17 protein-coding genes are annotated in these 21824 nt (G+C 66.0%); 3 read left to right on the top strand and 14 right to left on the bottom strand.

The window, feature by feature from the left end:
- Positions 1-54: 54 nt before the first annotated feature.
- The 6 genes from IPF36_RS00080 to IPF36_RS00055 all read right to left on the bottom strand — a co-directional run bounded on the left by IPF36_RS00080 (position 55) and on the right by IPF36_RS00055 (position 6741).
- Positions 55-1569 (bottom strand): fumarate hydratase, encoded by a 1515-nt coding sequence (locus IPF36_RS00080; protein ID WP_135703079.1) that lies wholly within the window; start codon positions 1567-1569, stop codon positions 55-57.
- Positions 1570-1587: 18 nt separating this feature from the next.
- Complete coding sequence (gene gtdA, locus IPF36_RS00075; protein WP_135703080.1) at positions 1588-2631, bottom strand: gentisate 1,2-dioxygenase; 1044 nt, start codon at positions 2629-2631, stop codon at positions 1588-1590.
- 24 nt (positions 2632-2655) lie between these two features.
- Positions 2656-3294: a maleylacetoacetate isomerase gene (gene maiA / locus IPF36_RS00070; RefSeq protein ID WP_195426893.1), complete on the bottom strand. Its 639-nt coding sequence runs from the start codon at positions 3292-3294 to the stop codon at positions 2656-2658.
- Between the two features lie 13 nt (positions 3295-3307).
- Positions 3308-4006: a fumarylacetoacetate hydrolase family protein gene (locus tag IPF36_RS00065; protein ID WP_135703082.1), complete on the bottom strand. Its 699-nt coding sequence runs from the start codon at positions 4004-4006 to the stop codon at positions 3308-3310.
- Between the two features lie 68 nt (positions 4007-4074).
- A complete protein-coding gene (locus IPF36_RS00060) occupies positions 4075-5274 on the bottom strand; it encodes a 3-hydroxybenzoate 6-monooxygenase (protein WP_135703083.1) in 1200 nt (399 codons plus the stop codon).
- 84 nt (positions 5275-5358) lie between these two features.
- Complete coding sequence (locus IPF36_RS00055) at positions 5359-6741, bottom strand: MFS transporter (RefSeq protein ID WP_195426891.1); 1383 nt, start codon at positions 6739-6741, stop codon at positions 5359-5361.
- 154 nt (positions 6742-6895) lie between these two features.
- On the opposite strand from IPF36_RS00055, the gene IPF36_RS00050 reads away from it, so the two are divergent.
- On the top strand, positions 6896-7816 hold the full coding sequence (locus IPF36_RS00050; protein ID WP_240745829.1) for a LysR family transcriptional regulator: 921 nt from the start codon (positions 6896-6898) through the stop codon (positions 7814-7816).
- Between the two features lie 117 nt (positions 7817-7933).
- On the opposite strand, the gene IPF36_RS34460 is transcribed toward IPF36_RS00050, so the two are convergent.
- A complete protein-coding gene (locus tag IPF36_RS34460; RefSeq protein ID WP_255519627.1) occupies positions 7934-8068 on the bottom strand; it encodes a hypothetical protein in 135 nt (44 codons plus the stop codon).
- A gap of 46 nt (positions 8069-8114) precedes the next feature.
- Here IPF36_RS34460 and IPF36_RS00045 point away from each other — a divergent pair, with 46 nt between their 5' ends.
- Together IPF36_RS00045 and IPF36_RS00040 are read left to right on the top strand one after the other, a co-directional pair.
- Positions 8115-9314: a helix-turn-helix domain-containing protein gene (locus IPF36_RS00045; protein WP_368671089.1), complete on the top strand. Its 1200-nt coding sequence runs from the start codon at positions 8115-8117 to the stop codon at positions 9312-9314.
- Between the two features lie 144 nt (positions 9315-9458).
- Positions 9459-9920 carry a DUF6130 family protein gene (locus tag IPF36_RS00040; protein ID WP_195426889.1) on the top strand — a complete coding sequence of 154 codons (462 nt, stop codon included), beginning with the start codon at positions 9459-9461 and terminating at the stop codon, positions 9918-9920.
- A 25-nt stretch (positions 9921-9945) separates the two neighbouring features.
- Here the strand turns inward: IPF36_RS00040 and IPF36_RS00035 are convergent, their stop codons facing one another.
- The 7 genes from IPF36_RS00035 to IPF36_RS00005 all read right to left on the bottom strand — a co-directional run bounded on the left by IPF36_RS00035 (position 9946) and on the right by IPF36_RS00005 (position 21705).
- The gene (locus IPF36_RS00035; RefSeq protein WP_195426888.1) at positions 9946-11418 is read right to left on the bottom strand and encodes a benzaldehyde dehydrogenase; all 1473 of its coding nucleotides are present in this window, start codon (positions 11416-11418) and stop codon (positions 9946-9948) included.
- Positions 11419-11605: 187 nt separating this feature from the next.
- Positions 11606-12163: an Rrf2 family transcriptional regulator gene (locus IPF36_RS00030; protein ID WP_195426887.1), complete on the bottom strand. Its 558-nt coding sequence runs from the start codon at positions 12161-12163 to the stop codon at positions 11606-11608.
- 70 nt (positions 12164-12233) lie between these two features.
- Entirely contained in the window at positions 12234-13703 is a 1470-nt protein-coding gene (locus tag IPF36_RS00025; protein WP_135703088.1) for an efflux transporter outer membrane subunit, read from the bottom strand.
- A 93-nt stretch (positions 13704-13796) separates the two neighbouring features.
- Positions 13797-16982 carry an efflux RND transporter permease subunit gene (locus IPF36_RS00020; RefSeq protein WP_195426886.1) on the bottom strand — a complete coding sequence of 1062 codons (3186 nt, stop codon included), beginning with the start codon at positions 16980-16982 and terminating at the stop codon, positions 13797-13799.
- Between the two features lie 103 nt (positions 16983-17085).
- Positions 17086-18333, bottom strand: a complete 1248-nt coding sequence (locus IPF36_RS00015) for an efflux RND transporter periplasmic adaptor subunit (protein ID WP_195426884.1) — start codon at positions 18331-18333, stop codon at positions 17086-17088.
- A gap of 304 nt (positions 18334-18637) precedes the next feature.
- Positions 18638-20359 (bottom strand): FAD-dependent oxidoreductase, encoded by a 1722-nt coding sequence (locus IPF36_RS00010; protein WP_240745860.1) that lies wholly within the window; start codon positions 20357-20359, stop codon positions 18638-18640.
- Positions 20360-20643: 284 nt separating this feature from the next.
- The gene (locus IPF36_RS00005; RefSeq protein WP_135703092.1) at positions 20644-21705 is read right to left on the bottom strand and encodes a phosphotransferase family protein; all 1062 of its coding nucleotides are present in this window, start codon (positions 21703-21705) and stop codon (positions 20644-20646) included.
- Between the last annotated feature and the right edge of the window lie 119 nt (positions 21706-21824).

Genomic DNA, 21824 nt, shown 5'->3' with positions numbered 1-21824 from the left:
GCGTCGTCCGGGGTGGCGGCTACCGGCGACGCGATAATCAGGGCAAGTGGATCTTCATGCCGCCGCGATGCGCCAGGTGCGCGGTCCGCTTTCGTGGACACTGTTGCCGCCGGCGTCCACGGCAACGACAACGGGCAGGTTCTCCACATCGAACTCGTAGATGGCTTCCATGCCGAGATCGCCAAACGCCAGGATGCGGGAGGACCGGACCGCCTTGGAGATCAGATAGGCGGCCCCACCGGTTGCCGCCAGATAGACGCAGCCGTTCTTCACGATGGCGCTGATCGCATCCGGCCCGCGCTCGGCCTTGCCGATCATGCCGAGCAAGCCGGTGGATGGCAGCATGCGCCCGGCAAATTTGTCCATCCGCGTTGACGTGGTCGGGCCGCAAGGGCCTACTACTTCGTCACGCACGGGATCAACGGGCCCGACGTAGTAGATCATCCGATTGCGGAAGTCCACCGGCAAGGGCTCGCCACGCGCGAGCATCTCGTCGATCCGCTTGTGCGCGGCGTCGCGCCCGGTCAGCATGCGCCCCGACAGCAGCAGCGTCTCGCCGGCGCGCCAGGTGCGGGTTTCCTCCCGGGTCAGGGTGTTCAGATCGACCCGGCGGCTCGCCGTGCCGTCAGGCAAAGGCAGATCCGGCCAGAGGTCGGGCCAGCGATCCGGCGAGAGCGGCGTCAGCATGACCGGGCCGCTGCCATCGAGTTCGAAGCGCGCATGGCGCGTTGCCGCGCAGTTCGGCACGATGGCGACAGGCATGCTTGCCGCATGCGTGGGGTAGGTCGCAATCCTGACATCGAGCACGGTGGTCAACCCGCCGAGCCCCTGCGCCCCGATGCCGAGCGCATTGATGCGGTCATGGATCTCGATTCGCAGCGCCTCCAGTGCGTTGCGCGGGCCCCGGACCTTGAGATCGAGCATGTCGAGCGGCTCGGTCAGGCTCTGCTTGGCCAGCAGCATGGCCTTCTCGGCCGTGCCGCCGACGCCGATGCCGAGCATGCCGGGAGGACACCAGCCGGCCCCCATCGACGGCACCATGCTGACGATCCAGTCTGCGACCGAATCGCTGGGCATCAGCACCGCGAACTTGCTCTTGTTCTCGCTGCCTCCGCCCTTTGCCATCACGTCGACCACGACGGTGTTGCCTGGCACCAGCTCGACGTGGACGACCGCCGGGGTGTTGTCGCCGGTATTGCGTCGCGCGAACAACGGGTCTTCGACGATGCTGGCACGCAGCGTATTGTCGGGATCGAGATACGCACGACGCACACCAACATTGGCCGCATCGACGATGCCCGACGGGAAGCCGGCGAGCCGGACGTCCATGCCGACGCGCAGGAAGATATTGACGATGCCCGTATCCTGGCAGATCGGACGCCGGCCTTCCGCGCACATCCGCGAGTTGATCAGGATCTGGGCAATCGCCTGCTTGGCCGGCTCGCTGGCCTCGCGTTCATAGGCTGCGGCAAGGTGCCGGATATAGTCGGGAGGGTGATGGTGACTGATGAACTGCAGCGCCGCGGCAATGCTGTCGACAAAGTCTCCATAGGAAACGATGGTGGTCATGATGCCGGCCACCCCGCCTCAGCAACGCTGCTCGCGGAACAGGCCGAGCTTTTCCTGCGCGACGCGGTCCGAATACGAGAACAGCACCAGGTCCTGGCTGGCATGCAGCGTGTAGCGGCTCCAGCCCGGCACCACCACCACGTCGTGCGGCGCAATCTCCAGCTGCTGATCGCCGATCGTGACATGGCCACTACCTTCCACGCAGACGAAGACGATGCTGTCGGTCGAGCGGTACGGCAACGTCGCGAAGCCGGACGGCAGCAACCGGATCATGGTGGCGATGGTCGGCATGGCCCAGCCGCCGTCCACCGGATTGGTGTAGCGCATGAGGTAGCCCGCGTGCGGATCGGGAGCACCGGCGCGTGGCAACGCGAACAACGCCTCGCGCGTACGCGCGTAGGGATAGTTGAAGACCGGGGAGTTCATCGTGGACGCCTGGTAGCCCACCGGCATCAGACCTGTGCCATAGCGCGCGAGTGCGTCGCCTGCAGGGCGCGTGACCGGCGCTTCGCCGGATTTGAATTCCTCGCGGAAGCCGCCGTTGAAGAGCGACACGATAGGAATATCGAGTCCGTCCAGCCAGACCATCGGCGCGTTGCCCTCGTGGCCGTGATGGTGCCATGTCCACGCCGGCGTGATGACGAAATCGCCGGGTTCCATATAGGTTTTCTCGCCGTCCACGGCGGTGTAGGCGCCCGAACCTTCGACGATGAAGCGCAATGCCGATTGGGTATGGCGATGCGCGGGCGCGACTTCGCCCGGCAGGATGAGCTGCAGGCCGGCGTACATCGTTCTGGTGATGCACGAAGTGCCGGGCAGGCCCGGATTCTCCATCAGCAGCACGCGCCGTTCAGCTTCCTCGGCCGAGATCAGGCTCGCCGATTCCATCAGGTACGGGCGGGCCGTTGCATATGCCCAGCGGTGCGCCACGCCCGCCGGTGTGGGTTCCGATGGAATCAGCTTGCGCAGCCGGGTCCAGAGGGCCGCCATCGCATGCGGTTCCAGCTCGCGGTAGAACGCGTCGCGCCGGCTCAACACATCAGGCGTGGGATTGGTTGTCATGATCGGATGCCTCCTGCATCGGTATCAGTGGGCGGCTATGTAATCGGGCTGGGCACTCGGCGCCGCCACGCGGAAGGCCTCGTGACGCATGCAGTGCTCGTAGGCAAGGCGCACGCGCGGGAACGGGTCGAGGCTGAACCCCGCACGCTGCGCATTGGCAACTTGCGGTACCAGGCAGCAGTCGGCCAGGGTCGGGGCGTCGCCGACGCACCAGCCGCCGTCCGCGGGCAGCCACGGTTCCAGTGCGCTGAAGCCCGCGGTGAGCCAATGGGCGACCCATTCGGACTTGTCGGCGTCGGCAATGCCAAGGCGGGCGCTAAGGTACTTCTGCACACGCATGTTGTTCAGCGGGTGCAGGTCGCAGGCGATGGTCAGCGCCAGCTCCAGCACGCGTGTGCGAGCCTGGCCGTCGGCGGGAACCAGCAGCGGCACGGGGCACTTGCGATCGAGATAGTCGATGATCGCCAGGGATTGCGTGATGGTCTGCCCGCCATCCTGGATCGTCGGCACCAGCCGGTTCGGATTGAGCGCCTGGTACCCGGGCCGGTCCTGCTCGCCGGCGCGCAGATTCACGCCGATATGGTCCCAGGGAAGGCCCTTCAGTGCCATGGCGATGCGCACCCGGTACGCCGCCGAACTGTTGAAGAAGTTGTACAGATCCATGCTCGTACCGCCTTCAGGCTACGCGCACTTCGACGTCGGTGAGCCCGGCGATGCCGCCACGCATGACCTCGCCGCTGCGCACCGGCCCGATGCCTTCCGGCGTGCCGGTGAAGATGAGGTCGCCGGGCTGCAGTGTGAAGAACGTCGACAGGTTTGCGACGATCTCGGGCACCGACCAGATCAGCTTGTCCAGGTCACTGCGCTGGCGGTCCTGTCCGTCGACCTGCAGCCAGATCTCTGCGGCTGCCGGATGGCCGACTTCGCTGGCAGGATGCAGCAGTGAAACCGGCGCGGACTGGTCGAAGCTCTTGCCGAGTTCCCACGGGCGGCCCCGGTCGCGCGCCGCGATCTGCAGGTCGCGCCGCGTCATGTCGATGCCGACCCCGTAGCCCCAGATATGCGCATTGGCCTGCTCGACCGGTATATCCCGTCCCGCGCGGCCGATCGCCACCACCAGTTCGATCTCGAAGTGGAACTGCCCGGTCGCCGGCGGATAGGCGATCTGCGCGCCGGCGCCCGCGGGGGCTACCACGATCGCATCGGCAGGCTTGCAGAAGAAGAACGGCGGCTCGCGGCTCGGGTCCATGCCCATCTCGCGTACGTGCGCGGCGTAATTGCGGCCAACGCAGTAGATGCGGCGCACGGGAAACAGTCCGTCGCCACCGGACACGGGAATCGTGACGGCGGGAATGGGCGGAACGACAAAGGTCATGCGGAACTCCAGGTTTGGGATCTGCAAGGTCAGATCCCGGGTCGATCAGGGGATGAGGGAAGTGGCCGTCATACGGTCAGGCAGGTCTCGGCCTTCCAGCCGTAGAGCCATTCCAGAGAGTCATAGAAGCGCTCCGGCGAACGGCTCTTCCACAGGGAATTGCGCACCAGGCGCTCCACGCCCGACGCGTGGCACAGCCGGCCGAACTCGCGGGTCGACAGGACGACGCGCGCGGTACGGGTGATGCGTGCGTCCTGGTACACGGAAAAGGCGCGCGGCAGGTCGCCGTCGCACGCGCGTACCGCGGCCCCGAGCGTGACGGCGTCCTCGACGGCCATGCATGCGCCCTGCGCCAGGTATTGCAGCAGCGGATGCGCGGCGTCGCCGAGCAGCGTGATGCGGCCGTGCGTCCATTGACCGATGGGTTCGCGGTCTGCGGTGGCCCAGCGGCGCCAGGTCGGCGGCAGGGAGAGCAGGCTCAGCGGACGGGCATCGATGCCCTGGAAGTACGAAAGCACCTCCTCCTGGCTGCCCTCGCTGACGCCCCAGGTCTCCTGCTGGCGGCTATGGAACGTCACCACGAGGTTGTACTGCTCGCCGGCGCGGACCGGGTAATGCACGACGTGGCAGTTCGGCCCGACCCAGAGCACCGGTGCGTTCCATTGCATGTCGCGCGGAAAATGCCCGGCATCGATCACCGCGCGGTACACCACGTGCCCCGATACGCGCGGCGGGTCGCCGACCAGTTGCTGGCGGATGGCGGACTTCACGCCGTCGGCGCCGACCAGGGCACAGCCGTGGTAGCTGTTGCCCTGTTCGTCGAATGCGGTAACGCCGTCCGCCGACTGCCGGACCTCGATGATGCGCGTTGCGGTGACGAACTCGATCCGGTCGGTCTCGCGCACACCCTCGAGCAGCGAATTGTGGACGTCGGCACGGTGCGTGACCGCGTACGGATTGCCAAAGCGCTTGCGGAAGGCTTCGCCGACCGGGATGTCGGCAACGGTCTTCCCGTCGATCGCATCGATCATCATCATGTGATCGGTGTAGACCGCATGGCTGCGCGTGCGCTCGCCCACGCCAAGCGCGTCAAAGGCGGCGAAGGCATTGGGGCCGAACTGCACGCCCGCGCCGATTTCGCCGATGACGCTGGCCTGCTCCAGCACCTTGACATGGCAGCCCTCGCGCGCCAGCGCGAGCGCCGCCGCAAGCCCGCCGATGCCGCCACCGACGACGAGCACGGGGGATGACTGAGTAGTAATACGCATGACACTCCTTATTTCTGCGGGCGGCATCGGCCACGAAAAGCCGTGACAGGCGCCCCATGCAACGGCGATGAATGAATCAGGTGGCTAGTGGCCGTCCAGTGCGGCGGGCAGCGCGGCGTTCTGCACCGACGCGTCCCCCTGTGCCGTCGGCGCGGCGCGCACCACCCGCAGCACGAGAATCGCGGCAGCGGCAATGGCGGCAGGAACGGCGCTGCACACGAAGATGGCCTTGATGCCGAATCCGCTCGCGAGCAAGGCGCCGACGACAAGCGGCCCGCTAACCTGGCCCATGCGGCCCAGCGCCATGGCCCAGCCCACGCCGGTGGCGCGCATCCCGCTCGGGTAGCTCAGCACGGCCAGGCCCAGCAGCCCTGAACTGCCGGCGCCCAGGAAGATGCCGGACAGCGTGGCCGCGAGCCCCAGCGCGGGCAGCGACCCGGTGGCGTAACCGAGCACGGACACGCTGAGCGCACCGAGCAGGAACAGCGGCGGCAGCGTCAGGTACGGACCGAAGCGGTCCACCAGGCGGCCACCCGCGGCGGTACCAGCCACGCTACCGAGATTGATCAGGGCGACCACGAGCGCGGCATCGTGCTCGCCGACGCCCTCGCCGCGCAGCAGCGCAGGCGTCCACAGCACCAGCACTATCAACAGCACAAAGCACATGAAGAATCCGGTCCAGAGCAGCAGCGTGGCGACGAGCCGCCCTCCCGACAGGAGTTCCCGGAATGGCAGGCCGCGCACGCGTTCCTCGGCATCGACATAGGTGACCTGGCGATCGGACGCTGACGGCTGGCCCGCGATGCGCGCGACGATGGCGCGTACCGCCTCCTGGCCGTCCTTGCGGCGCAGCAGGAACGGGAGCGATTCAGGCAGGCCCACGATGACCAGCAGCGCCAGCCCCAGCGGCAGCGCGCCGCCGAGATAGAACAGCGCGGGCCAGCCGTAGTGCGGCACGATGTACGAGCTGGCGAGCGCGCCCACGGCACCACCGAGCGGAAAGCCGGCATAGAGCACGCCGGTCATCATGCCGCGCATGGGCCGCGGCGTGTATTCGGCAGACAGCGCCAGCAGGTTCGGAATCGCGCCGCCAAGGCCGAGGCCGGCGAGGAACCGCACCAGCAGCAGTTCCGGCAGCGTGGACGCATGCGGCGTCAGCAGCGAAAACCCCGAGAAGACCACGATCGCCGCCGCCAGCAGCCAGCGGCGGCCAAAGCGGTCCGCCAGCGGGCCCAGCAGGAAGGCGCCAAGCATGGCGCCCAGCAGGCCCGCGGAGAAGACCTGCCCGAACAGTGCGATGGCAATGTCGAGCGAGGAAGACATGGCCTTCGCCGCAAAGCCGATCGCCTGGGTATCGAAACCATCCATCAGCACGATAAGGAAGCAGACGATGAAGATGCGAAGCCGATAGGCACCTAGAGGCCGTGCGTCGATGACCGACGCAATGCTGGTTGGGGGCGTGTACATGGGTCTCCTTGTTTGCGCGGTCTGTTGTTTGATTGAGGCCTGACCCGGTCAGGCCCGATCCGGCCGGCCGTTGCGCCGCGCTGCGGGCAAACCGGATGACGGAAGTCTCGTTCCTCGCCTATCATTCGGCAATCAAATGAACGGAATGACGGTCATGAACGAAATGGATAATTTCGATATGAACCTGCTGCGCGTGTTCGATGCGCTGTGGCGGCATGGTCACCTGGGCCGCGCGGCCGAGGAGATCGGCGTGAGCCAGCCGGCCATGTCGCACGCGTTGCAGCGGATGCGCGACCAGCTCGGCGATCCGCTGTTCCTGAAGGTCCGCACCGGCATGCAGCCGTCGCCGCGCGCCGTAGTGCTGGCACCCGTGGTGCAGGGCGTGTTATCCGAGGTGCGGGAGCATCTGCTGACGGCGCCGCGCTTCGATCCCGCGCAGGCGCGGCGGACCTTCACGCTGGCGCTGTCCGACGTCGGCGAAGCGGCATTCCTGCCGCGCCTGCTGGCCCGGCTCATGAAAGAGGCGCCGCATGTGGACGTGCGCACGGTATCGGCGCGGCACACGGACATCATGGATCAGCTCGAACGCGGCAGGATCGACCTGGCCATCGGCTACTATCCGGACCTCGGCGGCTCGGATGTATTCCAGCAGCGCCTGTTCCGGCACGGGTTCGTGTGCCTGGCGCGCAAGAATCACCCGGTGGCACGCGGACGCATGACCGCGGAACAGTTCCGTGAACTGCCGCATGCGGTGATCCAGAGCGAAAGCCGCAGCCAGGAGCTGGTCGAGTCGTATCTGCGCCAGCATGGCATCGCGCGGCGCGAGATGCTGCGTTCCCCGCATTTCCTCAGCATTCCGCTCGTGGTCGCATCGACCGACCTGGTCGTCACGGTGCCGCTGCCGGTGGGCGAGCTGTTCGCGCGCATCGCCGATGTACAGGTCCTCGAGCCACCGTTCCCGATTCCCGCCTTTGATCTCAGGCAGCATTGGCACCGCTGTCAGCATGACGACCCGGGCAATCGCTGGCTGCGCTCGGTCACCCAGGAACTGTTCGGCGAATCTCCTGGCGAGTAGCGCGCCCGTGCATCGCATCCATTAAAGGCAACGAGGGCGATCATCGGATCGCCCTCGTTCATGATTGCCTGCGCGTTCGTCGCGAAATGCCGATCGACAGACAGTCCTCCAGGAGAATCAGGAACGCGCCGCATGGCAACGTGCCAGCGCCGTGCGCAGCAGGACGACAACCAGCGACCAGCACAGCAACGCCTCGTGGTTGTGGACGGCTTCGCTGGTGCGCGTCGTGGCGGCGGATGTGATGGGTTGCATATTTACTCCTCAACGGATAGGTGGTGTGGTGGAGGAGCACGCGCCGGTGGCGCAGGCCACCGCAATGATCTGTTTCTGCTGCACCGAAAGCGCGCCGTCTGCAAAAGCCGCGTGGTCCAATGCACGGAAGCTCTTCATCGCTTCAGGAGCGTTTTCGTCCAGCTTCCTCAAACGAGGCACGATCCTTCATATCGAGCATGGAAAACTCCATCAAGGTTGGGATTGGAGTACGTATGATAGGAAGGGCAAGGTTCCGCCTGGTCTTAGTTTGGTTTCAATTCGTCCAATGATGGCATCCGCCCCTTCCGCACATCGTGTGCTCGAACATTTCCTTGCCACACTGGACATCGGTGTCACGCACATCACACGATGCGACATCCGCGACGGGTGGAGCGTGCGCTTCGAAGCGTGTGAAACAGCCAGCCTCCACTACTGCCTGGACGGCCGCGGCACGCTCGACGCAGGCAATGGCCACCGCGTCGCGTTGCGGCCGCACAGTTTCGTCCTGATGCCTCCCGGCGTCTCCTACCGGCTCGAATGCGTGTCCGAGTCGCCGGCTATGTCAGTGGATCGGGCAAGGCTTGGCTCATGGTCCGCGCGCGAAACGGCGCCGACGCTGAAGGTGGGCGAAGCGGCAGCGGGGATCGAGTTGGCGTGCGGGGAGTTGCGCTTTGCGACGGACACCGCCGATCCCTTCAGGATGCTGCGGCATCCGATCGTGACGCGCTTCGATGGCCCAGCGGGGCTGAGAGACCAGTTCGTCATGCTGCTGGCGGAATCCGCGCAGCCCGGACTGGGATCGAGGGTGCTGATCGAGGCATTGCTCAAGCAATGCCTGGTTATGCTGCTGCGGCGTCAGCTGGAAAGCGATAACGCGCAGCTGTCGTGGACGGCGGCCGTTGCCGATCCCCGGCTGCTGCTCGCGCTGGAAAAGCTCTTTGAACAACCCGAAGCACCACTGTCGGTGCAGCGACTGGCCGATCTGGCGGGAATGAGCCGTTCAGCGTTCGCTTCGCACTTCGAACGGGCGTTCGGCCAGACGCCGATGGCCATGCTGCGAACGGTGCGGCTGCACAAGGCCGCGGAATTGCTGGCGACCACGACGCTGCAGATTTCCCAGGTGGCGCACGCCGTGGGTTTCTCCAGTCGCAGCAATTTCTCGCAGGCGTTCCACAAACAGCATGGTGTGGACCCAAGCGGATTCCGGCAGCGAACGGCGCCTCGTCGGCGCGTGGGTGGCGACTGATTCCGGTTGCGGATTCAACCGATCGCGGCGTGCTGTGCAAGTACTGTCGCCGGCTGTGCCAGCGACTACTCTGTACTTACGCACGGACCGGCATCGGCTCGTGCGTCGACGAAACTCCTCCTCCAAAAAGGAAGGACAACAATCATGCGTTCCCCCCTGAGACATGCGTCCGTCGCCGCGTCCGCCCTGGCACTCTGCGTGACGGCTTTTGCACAAGGCGCACCGGATCCCATCCGCCCCCCGGCAATCCTTCCACTCGAATCCGAGCAGGCGCCCAGGCTGGTCCCGTATCCGCCGCTGGCCGAACCGTTGGCCCGCGGTGTCGTCATCGTGCAGTTCCGGACCGAACACTTCCGTGTCATGCCGGTGTTCGGCAAGACCGCCACACAGGTATCGCCGCGCATCGGGCATCTTCATGTGACGGTCGACGACTCGCACATTACCTGGGCCCACACCAACGAGGATCCCGTCATCGTAGTGGGGCTGCCCCCGGGGGCCCACAAGCTTCGGCTCGAACTGGCCGATCCCAGCCACAAGATCCTGGCCACGGAGACCATCGCCTTCACCTTGCCTGACCCGAAGGCGCCGGCGGCGCACAAGCATTGATCTCTGATTGTTGCTTCTGGAAGCCTTAGATCGGGTACTGTGGCGCTTCGCCCTGAATGGTCATCCATTGCCACTGGGTAAATTCCTCCCAGTTGGCCGCTCCGCCGATGCTGGTACCGTTGCCAGACGCGCCGACGCCGCCGACCGGGTTGATGACCTCGTCGTTGACGGTCTGGTCATTGATATGCAGCATGCCGGTGCGCAGGCGCTCCCCCATGTGCAATGCCCGGCCGACATTACTGGAGACGATGCCCATCGACAGCCCGTACTCGGTACGGTTGGCCAGCGCAATCGCATCTTCATCCGTGTCGAACGGCACCACCACGGCCACCGGCCCGAATATCTCTTCGCTGAAGGCCAGGCTATCCGGTGTCACGTCGCTGAGCACGGTCGGCTCGAAGAACAGGTCGCGATACCCGCCGCCGGTTGCGATGCGGGCACCGGAACGCTGCGCCTCGCTGACGATCCTGGCAACGTTATCGCGCTGGCTTTTATTGATCAACGGCCCGAGCGCGACGTCGCCTTCGGCGGGATCCCCGACCGTCAGGCTCGCGGCCTTGGCGGCCAGCTTCCCGACGAACCGGTCGTGGATGGCACGCTGCACCAGCACACGGCCGGTGGCCATGCAGACCTGGCCCTGGTGCAGAAAGGTGCCCCATGCGGCGTTTGCAACCGCGAGATCGAGATCGGCATCATCGAGGACGATCAGCGAATTCTTGCCGCCCAGCTCCAGCGAGACTTTCTTCAGGTGCCGGCCCGCGGCCTCCCCGACCTTGCGGCCCGCGGCCGTGGAACCGGTGAACTGAATCATCGCCACATTCGGATCGGCCGTCAGCGCCGCACCGGCGGCACCATCGCCCGGCAGCACGTGCAGCGCGCCAGCCGGCAGGCCGGCGAGTTCAAACAGCCGCGCGACCACGAAGCCACCGGACACCGCCGTGCGCGGATCGGGCTTGAGCACCACCGCGTTGCCCAGCGCCAGCGCCGGCGCAACGGCCCGCATCGCCAGGTAGAGCGGGAAATTGAACGGCGAGATGACGCCAACTACGCCAAGCGGCCGCCGGCGTGCCAGCGACAGCCGCCCGGGCACGGAAGGCAATACCTCTCCGGCTGAGCGCGATGGCAGCCCTGCGGCTTCCTGCAGAACCTTGATGGTGATCGTGGTCTCGAACGCCGCCTTCGCTCGCGTGGAGCCGCCTTCGCGCACGATCCAGCCGACGATCTCGTCGAAATGTGTCTCGGCAACTCGCACAGCCCTGCGCAGCACACCTGCGCGTTCTTCATAGTGCAGGCTGGCCCAGCCCGGCTGCGCCTTCGCCGCGGCCTCGGCCGAACTGGCAATCGTCGAGATATCGGCCATGCCGATACGGCCCAGTTCCCGGCCCGTAGCGGGCTCGATCACGCCGGTCGCGAAGCTGCCAGCCTGCCAGCGCCCGGTAAAGAGCTGGCCGGTCCAGATGTTCTTGTCGAGCAGGCCGGGGGAATGCGTGAGGTTCATCAAAGCTCCAGTTCCTGTGGTGTGGGGATCAAGAGCAAGTATAGACGTAAACAACGAGTAAAGCAGTCGCTGTTTAGTCACGCATCGCTGGCAGGTCAGATGTGACGAGTTTGAAAAAGCCGGCGAAAAAAGCCCCTCAAGCGATGAGGAGCCTCAAGGCAATGCCGGTGACCTGAACGCGCGGACCTCAGGCGTTCTTGCGTGAACCCCCGCGCGTGGGCGCAGTCCTTTCGCCCCGCCGGTTGGCCGCACGATCCGACAGCCAGTTGACAACCTGCACCCCGTAGCTGGCCGGCGTCTTGTCATTGACGCGCTGAGAAAGGTCGGCCAGGCTATGCCGTTTCAGTTCCGCTCGCATCGCCTTCTCCGCCGCCTGCATGACGGCGTGAATCGAACAAACGCCACGTGTCGCCCAACCCGGTGCGTCGTCATTGAAGACGGCACAGCGGCCGCGGATCTCGAGGCAGTCGAACAGCGGCTTCTCGCCGTCGATCGCGACCACGACATCGTGAACGGTAATGTGGTTGGCAGGCCGCGCGAGCCGGAATCCGCCCTTGATGCCCTCCGTGGCGACTACCAGCTTGGCCTTGGCCAGCTTGGTGAACAGCTTGGCCAGGAAGTCGTGTGGAACGCCCTGAAGCTCAGCCAGGTCACGGACACTCGCCTCTTCCACAGCCGCCGGCGACCGCGTCAGGTACAGCAGGCAGTGGATGCTGTATTCAACGCCTGTACTGATTTGGGACATAGCATACTAGGACTTTGTCTATCGTAGTTGAAATGCTATACAACTTCTGCGGGAACCGCAAGGCGCGCCGTCAGGATTGTTGCCGCTGGCTCCATCCGCCCCCGAGGCTGCGCACCAGCGACACCGTCGCCGCGGCACGCAAGCCTGCCACCGCATTAGCATCGCGCTGCGACTGCAGCACGGTGCGGTCGGCGTCGATCACGGTCAGGTAGTCAACGGCACCGGCATCGTAGCGGCTGCGCGAAATGCGCTGCGCCCGTTTCGCGCCGGCCAGGGCGCCGTCGAGCGCCGTGGCCTGCTGGCTGAGCCAGCGCACATCGGCCAGGCTGTCCTCCACCTCACGGAACGCCGACAGCACGGTCTGCCGGTAGCGCGCCACGCTCTCCTCGTGCGCGGCGCGGGTGCCAGCCAGGTTTGATCGGTTGCGGCCACCGTCGAGCACGGTCTGCGCCACCGTCGAACCGACCAGCGGGCCCAGCAGCCACGTGCGCGACGACCACTGGAACAGGTTCGACAGGTCCGAAGACTCGAAGCCGAACAGCGCCGTGAGCGAGATGCGCGGGAAAAACGCCGCGCGGGCGATGCCGATGCGCGCATTGGCTGCTGCCATCTGGCGCTCCGCCGCCGCAATATCGGGCCGGCGCTCGAGCAGTTCCGACGGCAGCCCCGCCGGCACGGCCACCGGAGCGGTATCGAACGGCCGGGCGGCGAGTCCGAACTGCGCGGGCGCCACGCCGGTCAGTACGGCCAGCGCGTGTTCCTGGTTGGCTCGGCGGCGTTCGATGCCGGCCAGGTCGGAGCGCGCCGTGCCCAGTTCGCTTTCGGCGCGGGCCGGATCCAGGTTGGTGGTCTCCCCTGCTTCGTAGCGCTTGCGCAGCAGCGACAGCGCGCCCTCACGCAGCCTGATCGTCGCATTAAGCAGCTCGCGGTCACTGTCCAGCGTGCGCAGCGCGAAGTAGGCCTGCGCCACGTCGGCCTGCAGCGCCAGCTGCACCGACCGGTACAGCTCCTCAGCACCCCGCTCGTCGGCGCGCGCGGCGTTCACGCTGCTGGCCACGCGGCCAAACAGGTCAAGCTCATAGCTGGCGAACGCACGGGCCTTGAGCACCGTCCGGGGCGCCACGCGCGCGCCATCGGGCAGCCCCTGCGAGGCGGCCGACGACTGGGAGCGCGTCGGGTCCAGGCCCACGCTCAGTTGCGGGTACCGGTCCGCCTCGGTGGCGCCGGTGAACGCACGCGCCTGCTTCAGGCGCGCCGCCGCCGCGGCCAGCTCCTGGTTGTGAGTGTTGGCCGCGTCGATCAGCCGGTCCAGATCGGCATCGCCAAACAGCTTCCACCACTCACCGCGCTGCTGGCCTTCGGCGGGCGTGGCGGTCTTCCATTGCGCGCTCTCGGCCTGCGCGGCTTCAGCTTCCTTGAAGGCCGGCACGGTGACGGTCTCCGGCACCTTGTAGGTCGGCGCCAGCGAGCAGCCGGCCAGGATCAGCGCGGCCGCTAGTGTGGCGATTCGGGGCAACTGCGTTGTGATGTGGGCAATCATTTGTGTTTCCTTGACTGTTCTGTGCTCCGGCGGCTTCAACGCCGCCGAGGTAGCTCCCCTCTCCCGCTTGCGGGAGAGGGAAGCAAACATGCGTTATTCAGCCGATGCCACAGCATGGTGTTCGACTTGCGCCGTCTGCGCGCGGCGCTGGCCACGGGTGGCCAGCAAACGCAACGCCACATAGAACACCGGCGTCAAAAACAGACCGAAGAAGGTCACGCCGAGCATGCCCGCGAACACCGCCACGCCCATTGCCTGGCGCATCTCCGAGCCGGCACCGCTGGACACCACCAACGGCACCACGCCCATGATGAAAGCGAACGACGTCATCAGGATCGGGCGCAGGCGCAGGCGGCTGGCCTCGATCGCGGCCTCGACCACGGTGCGGCCGTGATGCTCCAGCTCCCGCGCGAACTCCACGATCAGGATCGCGTTCTTGGCCGATAGCCCCACCAGCACGATGAAGCCGATCTGCGTGAAGATGTTGTTGTCGCCTTGCGTCAGCCATACGCCCGTCATGGCGGCGAGCAGGCTGGTCGGCACGATCAGGATCACGGCCAGCGGCAGCGTCAGGCTTTCATACTGGGCGGCCAGCACCAGGAAAACCAGCAGCACGCACAGCGGGAAGATCCACACACCCGCATTGCCAGCCAGGATGTCCTGATAGGTCAGCTCGGTCCATTCGAAGCCGATTCCCTTCGGCAGGGTTTCGGCGGCGATGCGCTCGGCGGCAGCCTGCGCCTGGCCCGACGAAAAGCCCGGCGCCGGGCCGCCATTCAGGTCGGCGGCGGTGAAGCCGTTGTAGCGGATCACGCTGTCCGGGCCAAAGCCCTGCCTGACCTGCACCAGCGACGACAGCGGCACCATCTCGCCGCTGGCGCTGCGCGCCTTCAGCTGCAGGATGTCCTCGGCATGCTGGCGGTACTGCGCATCCGCCTGCACCTTGACCTGATAGGTCCGGCCGAACTTGTTGAAGTCGTTGACGTAGGCGGAACCGAGGTAGGTCTGCAGCGTATCGAACACATCGGTCACCGGCACGCCGAGCTGCTTGGCCTTGGTACGGTCCAGCTGCACATCAAGCTGCGGCACGTTCACCTGGTAGTTGCTGAAGATGCCGGCAAGCTCAGGCGTGGCGCGCGCCTTGGTCATGAACGCGTTGGTGGCGTCGAACAGTGCGTCATAGCCCAGTGCGGCGCGGTCCTCGATCATCAGCTTGAAACCGCCGATCGTGCCCAGGCCCTGAACCGGCGGCGGCGGGAACACGGCAATAAACGCGTCCTGGATCGCGGCATACTTCTTGTTCAGGTCCGCGGCAATGGCCTTGCCCGACAGCTCCTTGCTCTTGCGCATTTCGAACGGGTCCAGCGTGACAAAGACGATGCCGGCGCTCGGACTGTTGGTGAAGCCGTTGATCGACAGGCCCGGGTAGGCAACGGCCGATTCCACGCCCGGATGCTTGAGCGCGATCTCCGACATGCGGCGCATCACGTCCTCGGTGCGGTCCAGCGTGGCGCCGTCCGGCAGCTTGGCAAAGCTGACCAGGTACTGCTTGTCCTGCGCCGGCACAAAGCCCTTCGGCACCAGCTGGAACACGCCCCAGGCGGCCACCAGCATCACCGCGTAGACGCCGAAGACCGAGCCCTTGCGGCGGATCACACCCTTCACGCCACGGCCATAGCTTTCGGAGCTGCGGCCGAAAAAGCGGTTGAAGCGGACGAAGAACTTGCCGAAGACCTTGTCCATGCCACGCGTCAGCCAGTCCTTGGGGGCGTCATGACTCTTCAGCAGCAGGGCCGATAGCGCGGGTGACAGCGTGAGCGAGTTGAAGGCCGAGATGATGGTCGAGATCGAAATCGTCAGCGCGAACTGCTTGTAGAACTGGCCGGTCAGGCCGGTCATGAAGGCCAGCGGCACGAACACGGCGATCAGCGTCAGCGCGATGGCGATGATCGGGCCGCTCACCTCGCGCATGGCCTTGTAGGTGGCTTCCTTCGGCGACAAGCCTTCCTCGATATTGCGCTCGACGTTCTCCACCACCACGATCGCATCGTCCACCACGATGCCGATCGCCAGCACCAGCCCGAACAGCGACAGCGCGTTGATCGAGAAGCCGAACGCATGCATCAGTCCGAAGGTGCCGACGATCGACACCGGCACCGCCAGCAGCGGGATGATCGACGCGCGCCACGTCTGCAGGAACAGGATCACCACCAGCACCACCAGCAAGATCGCCTCGAACAGCGTATGGACCACCGCCTCGATGCTGTGGCGCACGAATTGCGTGGGGTCATAGACGATGCTGTAGGCCACGCCTTCCGGCATGTTCTGCTTTAGCTCGGCCATGGTCTTGCGCACTTCGTTGGAGATATCGATCGCGTTCGCCCCCGGCGACTGGAAGATCAGCAGTGACAGGGCGGACTTGTTGTCGAGCTGCGAACGCAGCGCGTATTCCGACGCGCCCAGTTCGATGCGCGCGATGTCCTTCAGGTACGTGACCACACCGTCGGGCGAACTCTTGACGATGATGTCACCGAACTCTTCCACGGTCTGCAGCCGGCCCTGCGCGTTCACCGACAGCTGCAGGTCGGTGCCCGGCAGCGCCGGCGACTGGCCGAGCACGCCTGCCGCCACCTGCACGTTCTGCTCGCGGATGGCGCGCACTACGTCCGATGCGGCGAGGCCGCGCTCGGCGATCTTCTCCGGATTCAGCCACACGCGCATCGAATAGTCGCCCGCGCCGAACAGCCGCACCTGGCCCACGCCCTGGATCCGCGCGATGCGGTCCTTCACGTTGATCAGCGCGTAGTTGCGCAGGTAGGTCGTGTCGTAGCGGTCGTTGGGCGAGACCAGGTGGACCACCATGGTCAGGTCCGGCGAGCTCTTGACCGTGGTGATGCCCAGCCGGCGCACATCCTCCGGCAGGCGCGGCTCGGCCTGCGAGACGCGGTTCTGCACGAGCTGCTGGGCCTTGTCCGGGTCGGTGCCCAGCTTGAAGGTCACCGTAAGCGTCAGCGTGCCGTCGGTATTGGCCTGCGAGTTCATGTAGAGCATGTCCTCGACGCCATTGATCTGCTCTTCCAGTGGCGTGGCCACGGTCTCGGCGATCACCTTCGGGTTGGCGCCCGGGAACTGCGCGCGCACCACCACTGACGGCGGCACCACTTCCGGGTACTCCGAGACCGGCAATTTGAACATCGAGATGGCGCCAATCAGGAAGATCAGGACCGACAGCACGCCCGCGAAGATCGGGCGGTCGACAAAAAATTTCGAGAAATTCATCTTGGTCTCGGCGAAAGCAGTCCCCGCTGGCGGTCCGCCGGAGCAGACGCCATGTGCAACCTCGGCGGGAAATTCGGATTCGGTCTGTGACGGAGGTCGGGACTCAGCTCACGCTGCCCTTGCCGGCCTTGCCGGCCTTCCCCTCAGCCGCGGCCTGCTTGCGGTCGGTCGTGCTGCCACGCGACTCAAGTTCGCTGCGGTAGGCCATCGCCACCGGCCTCGGGGTCACGGTGTCGCCGGGGCGCACGCGCGACAGGCCGTTCACGACGATGTTCTCGCCCGGTTGCAGGCCCTTGCGGATCACGCGCAGCCCTTCGTACGTCGGCCCCAGTTCGACTTCGCGGTACGCGAGCTTGCCGCCCTTGTCCACCAGCAGCACGAACTTCTTGCCCTGGTCGGTACCGATGGCGCGGTCGTTGACCAGCGCGGCGGGATACGGCGAGCCGCCCCCGAGCCTGACCTTCGCATACAGCCCTGGCAGCAGGCGGCGGTCCTCGTTGTCGAAGACCGCGCGCACGCGGATCGTGCCGCTGCGCGTGTCGAGCCGGTTGTCGATCGAATGGATCCGGCCCTGGTGCGGATTGCCATCCTCGTTGGCCAGCCCCAGTAACACCGGCAGGTCGCCCTTGCCACCACCGGCGCTCGGCGCCGTGTAGCGCAGGTAGCTCTGCTCGTCGACATCGAAGCTCGCGTACACCGGCGAGACCGATACCACCGTGGTCAGCGGCGGCGATGCCGCGCCGGCCGCCACGAGGTTGCCCACCGTGATCTCGGCGCGCGACGCCCGGCCTGTGACCGGCGCAACGATGCGCGTGTAGCCCAGGTTCAGCTTCGCCACCTCCAGCGCCGCCTGCGCGCCGCGGACGTCGGCCGACATCTCGCTGGCCGCGTTGATGCGCTCGTCGAACTCGCGCCGCGAGATCGCGTTATCGTCGAGCAGGCGTTGCGCGCGCGCCTTTTCGGTCTGCGCATGCGACGCCCGTACCTGCGCCGCAGCCAGCGCCGCCTCGGCGCGCGCCACTTCGGCCGCATAGGGGCGCGGATCGATCGTGAACAGCGGGTCGCCCTTCGTCACCATCGAGCCATCGCGGAAATGCACCGTTTCGATCGTGCCGGACACACGGGGACGGATCTCCACACGGTCCACGGCCTCGATGCGGCCCGAGAATTCATCCCATTCGGTGATGGTCTGGCCCACCACTGCCGCCACTTCCACAGCCGGTGCCGGCGGCGGCGTGGTGGCCTGCGCTTCCCCGCCGTGCCAGGGACGCAGCACGGAGGCTGCCACACCGGCCCCCAGCATTGCCACGAGGGCAGCGGCGAGCAGCGTTTGTCGAGACTTGCGATTCATCGTTCTTCACTCCATGCATCTTTGAGACTCTTGAGTCGATGCGCCCTTACCTCAATCCAGCCTCAAAACTGGAGGTCGCTGGTGCGCTGGTGGCCATAAAAGCTCCGATCGCCATTTCAGCGTACGGAACATGCAGTTCCCGACTCTTGACCCCAGGCAGCGCACCCTTGGCATATCGGCCGCACCCGAACGGACCATAACTGCGATTCTATTAGTCGTAGTTATGAAGCGCAAGCAGTTTTTGATGGTGCAACGCTGCCCACCTGCATGTGCAGCAGTGGGATCTTGTCGCTGGGCTGGCCCCTCAGGCAGGCGTAGCCTGACGTGCGGTGCGTGCTTCTGTCAGGAAGCGATGAATCTGTGCGACCACGGCCGCGCCCTCGCCGACCGCCGACGCGACGCGCTTGGTGGAACCCGAACGTACGTCGCCGGTCGCGAACACGCCTTGCACGCTTGTCTGCAGCGGCAGGGCTTGCGGCGGCGCATCGGCGACGTCGGGGCCAGTCAGCACGAAGCCCTTGTCATCGAGCGATACCCCGCAGGTCCGCAGCCACCCCGTGTTCGGCTCGGCCCCGATGAACACGAACAGGTGATGGGTCGTCATGCTGCCCTCGGCGCCTCCTGCGCCACGATAATGCACCCGTTCAAGTTGCGTCTTGCCTTCCAGCGCGCGGAGCTCGATGCGCGTATGCAAAGTCAGGTTCGGCAGCGACTTGATGCGTTCCACGAGATAGCGCGACATGCTGTCGTCCAGCGTCGTGCCCCGGATGAACATGTGCACATGTTCGGCGTGCAATGAAAGGAAGACCGCCGCCTGTCCCGCCGAATTGCCGCCCCCGATCAGCAGAACGGGCTCGTTCCGGCACAACCTGGCCTCGAGCGGCGTTGCCCAGTAATAGACGCCGCCACCCTCGAAGCGCGCCAGGCCGTCCACCGCCGGACGTCGATACTCGGCGCCCGAGGCGATCACCACGGTGCGCGAGCAGATGCGTTGACCGTCGGCAAGCTCGACGACAAGCGGCTGCTTGTCGCAATACAGAGCCTTGACTTCGCACGGGATACCGATATGGGCGCCGAATTTCTGCGCCTGGACGAAAGCGCGGCTCGCCAGCTCGTGCCCCGTGATGCCGGTCGGGAATCCGAGGTAGTTCTCGATACGCGCGCTCGAGCCCGCCTGCCCACCCGGCGCACGACAGTCGAACACAACCACGGACAAGCCTTCTGATGCTGCATAGACAGCGGTCGCCAGTCCGGCGGGCCCGGCGCCGATGATTGCCACATCGTAGACGTGGCTCGGCTTGAATTCCGGCACCAGTCCCAGGCACGATGCAAGCTGCCCCACATCCGGATTCCGCAAGGTAGTGCCGTTGGGACAGACTACCAGCGGAAAGTCGTCAGGCTGGGGCGTCAGGTGCTCGAGCAGTGCAATGGCATCCACATCGGCTTCGGCGTCGAGGGCCATGTATGGAAAGCCATTGCGCCGCAGGAAATCCTGTAGCGCCAGCAGGCGCGGATTGCCGGCAGCGCCGACGATCACGAGCCCGCGCCCACGCTCGACCGCCAGCGCACGCCGCAGGATCAGCGCGCGCATGATTTTCTCGCCGATATCGGCTTCCCGAATGATCAGTGCGCTGAGGTCATCCGGTCGCAGCAGCAACGCGTCAACATCTTCATCGACGTGCGCATCCACCACGGCCGGCTTGCTCGATAGTTGCGTGATATCCGAAGTAAATTCGCCGTGCTGCGTATAGATGTGGATGATCCGCTTTTCACGCAGGCCTTCGGGAGCAACGATGCGGACCTTCCCCGAGAGGATGACGAATACACCGGGACACGTATTGCCAACCCGGTACAGATATTCCCCGCGAGCGTAGTGGCAGACGCTGGCGAAGCGCCGCACCCGTTCGATTTCCGCTTCCGTCAGGACCGGGAACATCTGCTGATAACGAGGGTGTTCCCGCACGCTGGAGTCCTCGGCATCGCCGCTGGCGTACTGCTCCCCGCCCGGCACTTCCCGGGCATGCATGTCGCCTTCCGCATTCGATTCGATGCTCATCGCTAATCCCCCTGCTTGGCACTGCCACGATCACTATAGGTGAGGTGGCTGCAAGCATGGGACGGTTCCGGCGGCTGCCGCCGGGACCTCGGGGGCCGCGCATCGATGAAGAGCAGAGCGCTGTCGTTCACAGCTTGCCATGTACCGTTGGCGACACTGCACAGCCTGTGAGTTCCTGGCGGCCCTGACCGCGGGGCTGGCACAGGAAGCACCTCATGAGGCGGATCGAAAGAAATCTTCAGCGCTTGGTACCGCTACCGGCCCGCAGCACCATAGCGCAACGCGAACTGCCAGCCCAGCTCGGCCAGCGGCACGGCCTTCCGGCCCGTCTCCATGGCATCGGCCGCGGCCGCGTTGCCCTGGCGGGCGCGCTGGCCGATGCCGTGCATGATCGCCGCGAGCCGGAAGAAGTTGTAGGCCAGATAGAAGTCCCAGTGTTCGAGCGCGTGCGTGCCGTTGCTCTCGCCATACCAGCGCAGGTAGGCCTGCTCGTTGGGAATGCCGAGCGCCTGCAGGTCCAGTCCGCCGATGCCGCGCCACAGGTCGGCCGGGATATGCCAGCTCATGCAGTGGTAGGCCAGGTCCGCCAGCGGGTCGCCCAGCGTGGACAGCTCCCAGTCCAGCACGCCCAGCACGCGCGGCTCGGTCGGGTGGAACACCAGGTTGTCCATGCGGTAGTCGCCGTGCACGAGGCAGGTCCGGTCGGCATCGGGAACGTGGTGCGGCAGCCATTCGGCCAGCGCCGCCAGTGCCGGGTTGCCGTCCATGCCGGCATCGCGGCACTGGGCGGACCAGCGTGCGAGCTGGCGCGCCACGTAGCCGCCGGTGCGCCCGTAATCCTGCAGGCCGGCGGCGCGGTAGTCCACCCGGTGCAGCGCGCCGATCACGCGGTTCATCTCGCGGTAGTGGGCGGCGCGCTGCCCACGTGCCACACCAGGCAGCGACTGGTCGTAGATGACGCGGCCCTGCAGGAAGTCCATCACGTAGAACGCGCTGCCGACGACGGAGAGGTCCTCGCTGTACAGGTGGACCCGCGGCACCGGCACGTCGCTGTCGCGCAGCGCCTGCATGACGCGGAACTCACGGTCGATGGCATGCGCCGATGACAGCAGCTGTCCCGGCGGCCTGGTGCGCAGCACGTACTGCTGCGCACCGCACGCGATCCGGTAGGTCGGGTTGGACTGACCGCCCGCCAGGCGCTCCAGCGTCAGCCGGGGCTGCGCGATCAGGCCTTCGCGGTGCAGCAGCGCCGCCAGCGCGGCGTTGTCGAATCCCGTGCCGCCTGCGTCGGGCGGCGCCGCTTGGGCTGCTTGCATCGATTCGTTCTCCGTGTGGCCTTCGTTGTCGGCTTGCCGCGCGGCTCAGGCAGCCTTGACCATGTCCTCGACCACCTTCTTGGCGTCGCCGAACACCATCATGGTCTTGTCCATGTAGA

It is taken from the genome of Cupriavidus sp. IK-TO18, from assembly GCF_015549295.1.
Taxonomy (GTDB): domain Bacteria; phylum Pseudomonadota; class Gammaproteobacteria; order Burkholderiales; family Burkholderiaceae; genus Cupriavidus; species Cupriavidus oxalaticus_A.
The sequence above is the reverse complement of the archived record's forward strand: the minus strand, read 5'-3'. Positions and strand labels throughout refer to the sequence as shown.

Bases quoted from the DNA above. Each gene is read 5' to 3' on its own strand.
- maiA (WP_195426893.1), bottom strand. From the start codon at position 3,294: ATGGATCTGTACAACTTCTTCAACAGTTCGGCGGCGTACCGGGTGCGC.
- IPF36_RS00080 (WP_135703079.1), bottom strand. From the start codon at position 1,569: ATGACCACCATCGTTTCCTATGGAGACTTTGTCGACAGCATTGCCGCG.
- IPF36_RS00050 (WP_240745829.1), top strand. From the start codon at position 6,896: ATGAACGAAATGGATAATTTCGATATGAACCTGCTGCGCGTGTTCGAT.
- IPF36_RS00005 (WP_135703092.1), bottom strand. From the start codon at position 21,705: ATGCAAGCAGCCCAAGCGGCGCCGCCCGACGCAGGCGGCACGGGATTC.
- IPF36_RS00060 (WP_135703083.1), bottom strand. From the start codon at position 5,274: ATGCGTATTACTACTCAGTCATCCCCCGTGCTCGTCGTCGGTGGCGGC.
- IPF36_RS00025 (WP_135703088.1), bottom strand. From the start codon at position 13,703: ATGATTGCCCACATCACAACGCAGTTGCCCCGAATCGCCACACTAGCG.
- IPF36_RS00040 (WP_195426889.1), top strand. From the start codon at position 9,459: ATGCGTTCCCCCCTGAGACATGCGTCCGTCGCCGCGTCCGCCCTGGCA.
- IPF36_RS34460 (WP_255519627.1), bottom strand. From the start codon at position 8,068: ATGCAACCCATCACATCCGCCGCCACGACGCGCACCAGCGAAGCCGTC.
- gtdA (WP_135703080.1), bottom strand. From the start codon at position 2,631: ATGACAACCAATCCCACGCCTGATGTGTTGAGCCGGCGCGACGCGTTC.
- IPF36_RS00035 (WP_195426888.1), bottom strand. From the start codon at position 11,418: ATGAACCTCACGCATTCCCCCGGCCTGCTCGACAAGAACATCTGGACC.
- IPF36_RS00030 (WP_195426887.1), bottom strand. From the start codon at position 12,163: ATGTCCCAAATCAGTACAGGCGTTGAATACAGCATCCACTGCCTGCTG.
- IPF36_RS00055 (WP_195426891.1), bottom strand. From the start codon at position 6,741: ATGTACACGCCCCCAACCAGCATTGCGTCGGTCATCGACGCACGGCCT.
- IPF36_RS00015 (WP_195426884.1), bottom strand. From the start codon at position 18,333: ATGAATCGCAAGTCTCGACAAACGCTGCTCGCCGCTGCCCTCGTGGCA.
- IPF36_RS00065 (WP_135703082.1), bottom strand. From the start codon at position 4,006: ATGACCTTTGTCGTTCCGCCCATTCCCGCCGTCACGATTCCCGTGTCC.
- IPF36_RS00020 (WP_195426886.1), bottom strand. From the start codon at position 16,982: ATGAATTTCTCGAAATTTTTTGTCGACCGCCCGATCTTCGCGGGCGTG.
- IPF36_RS00010 (WP_240745860.1), bottom strand. From the start codon at position 20,359: ATGCATGCCCGGGAAGTGCCGGGCGGGGAGCAGTACGCCAGCGGCGAT.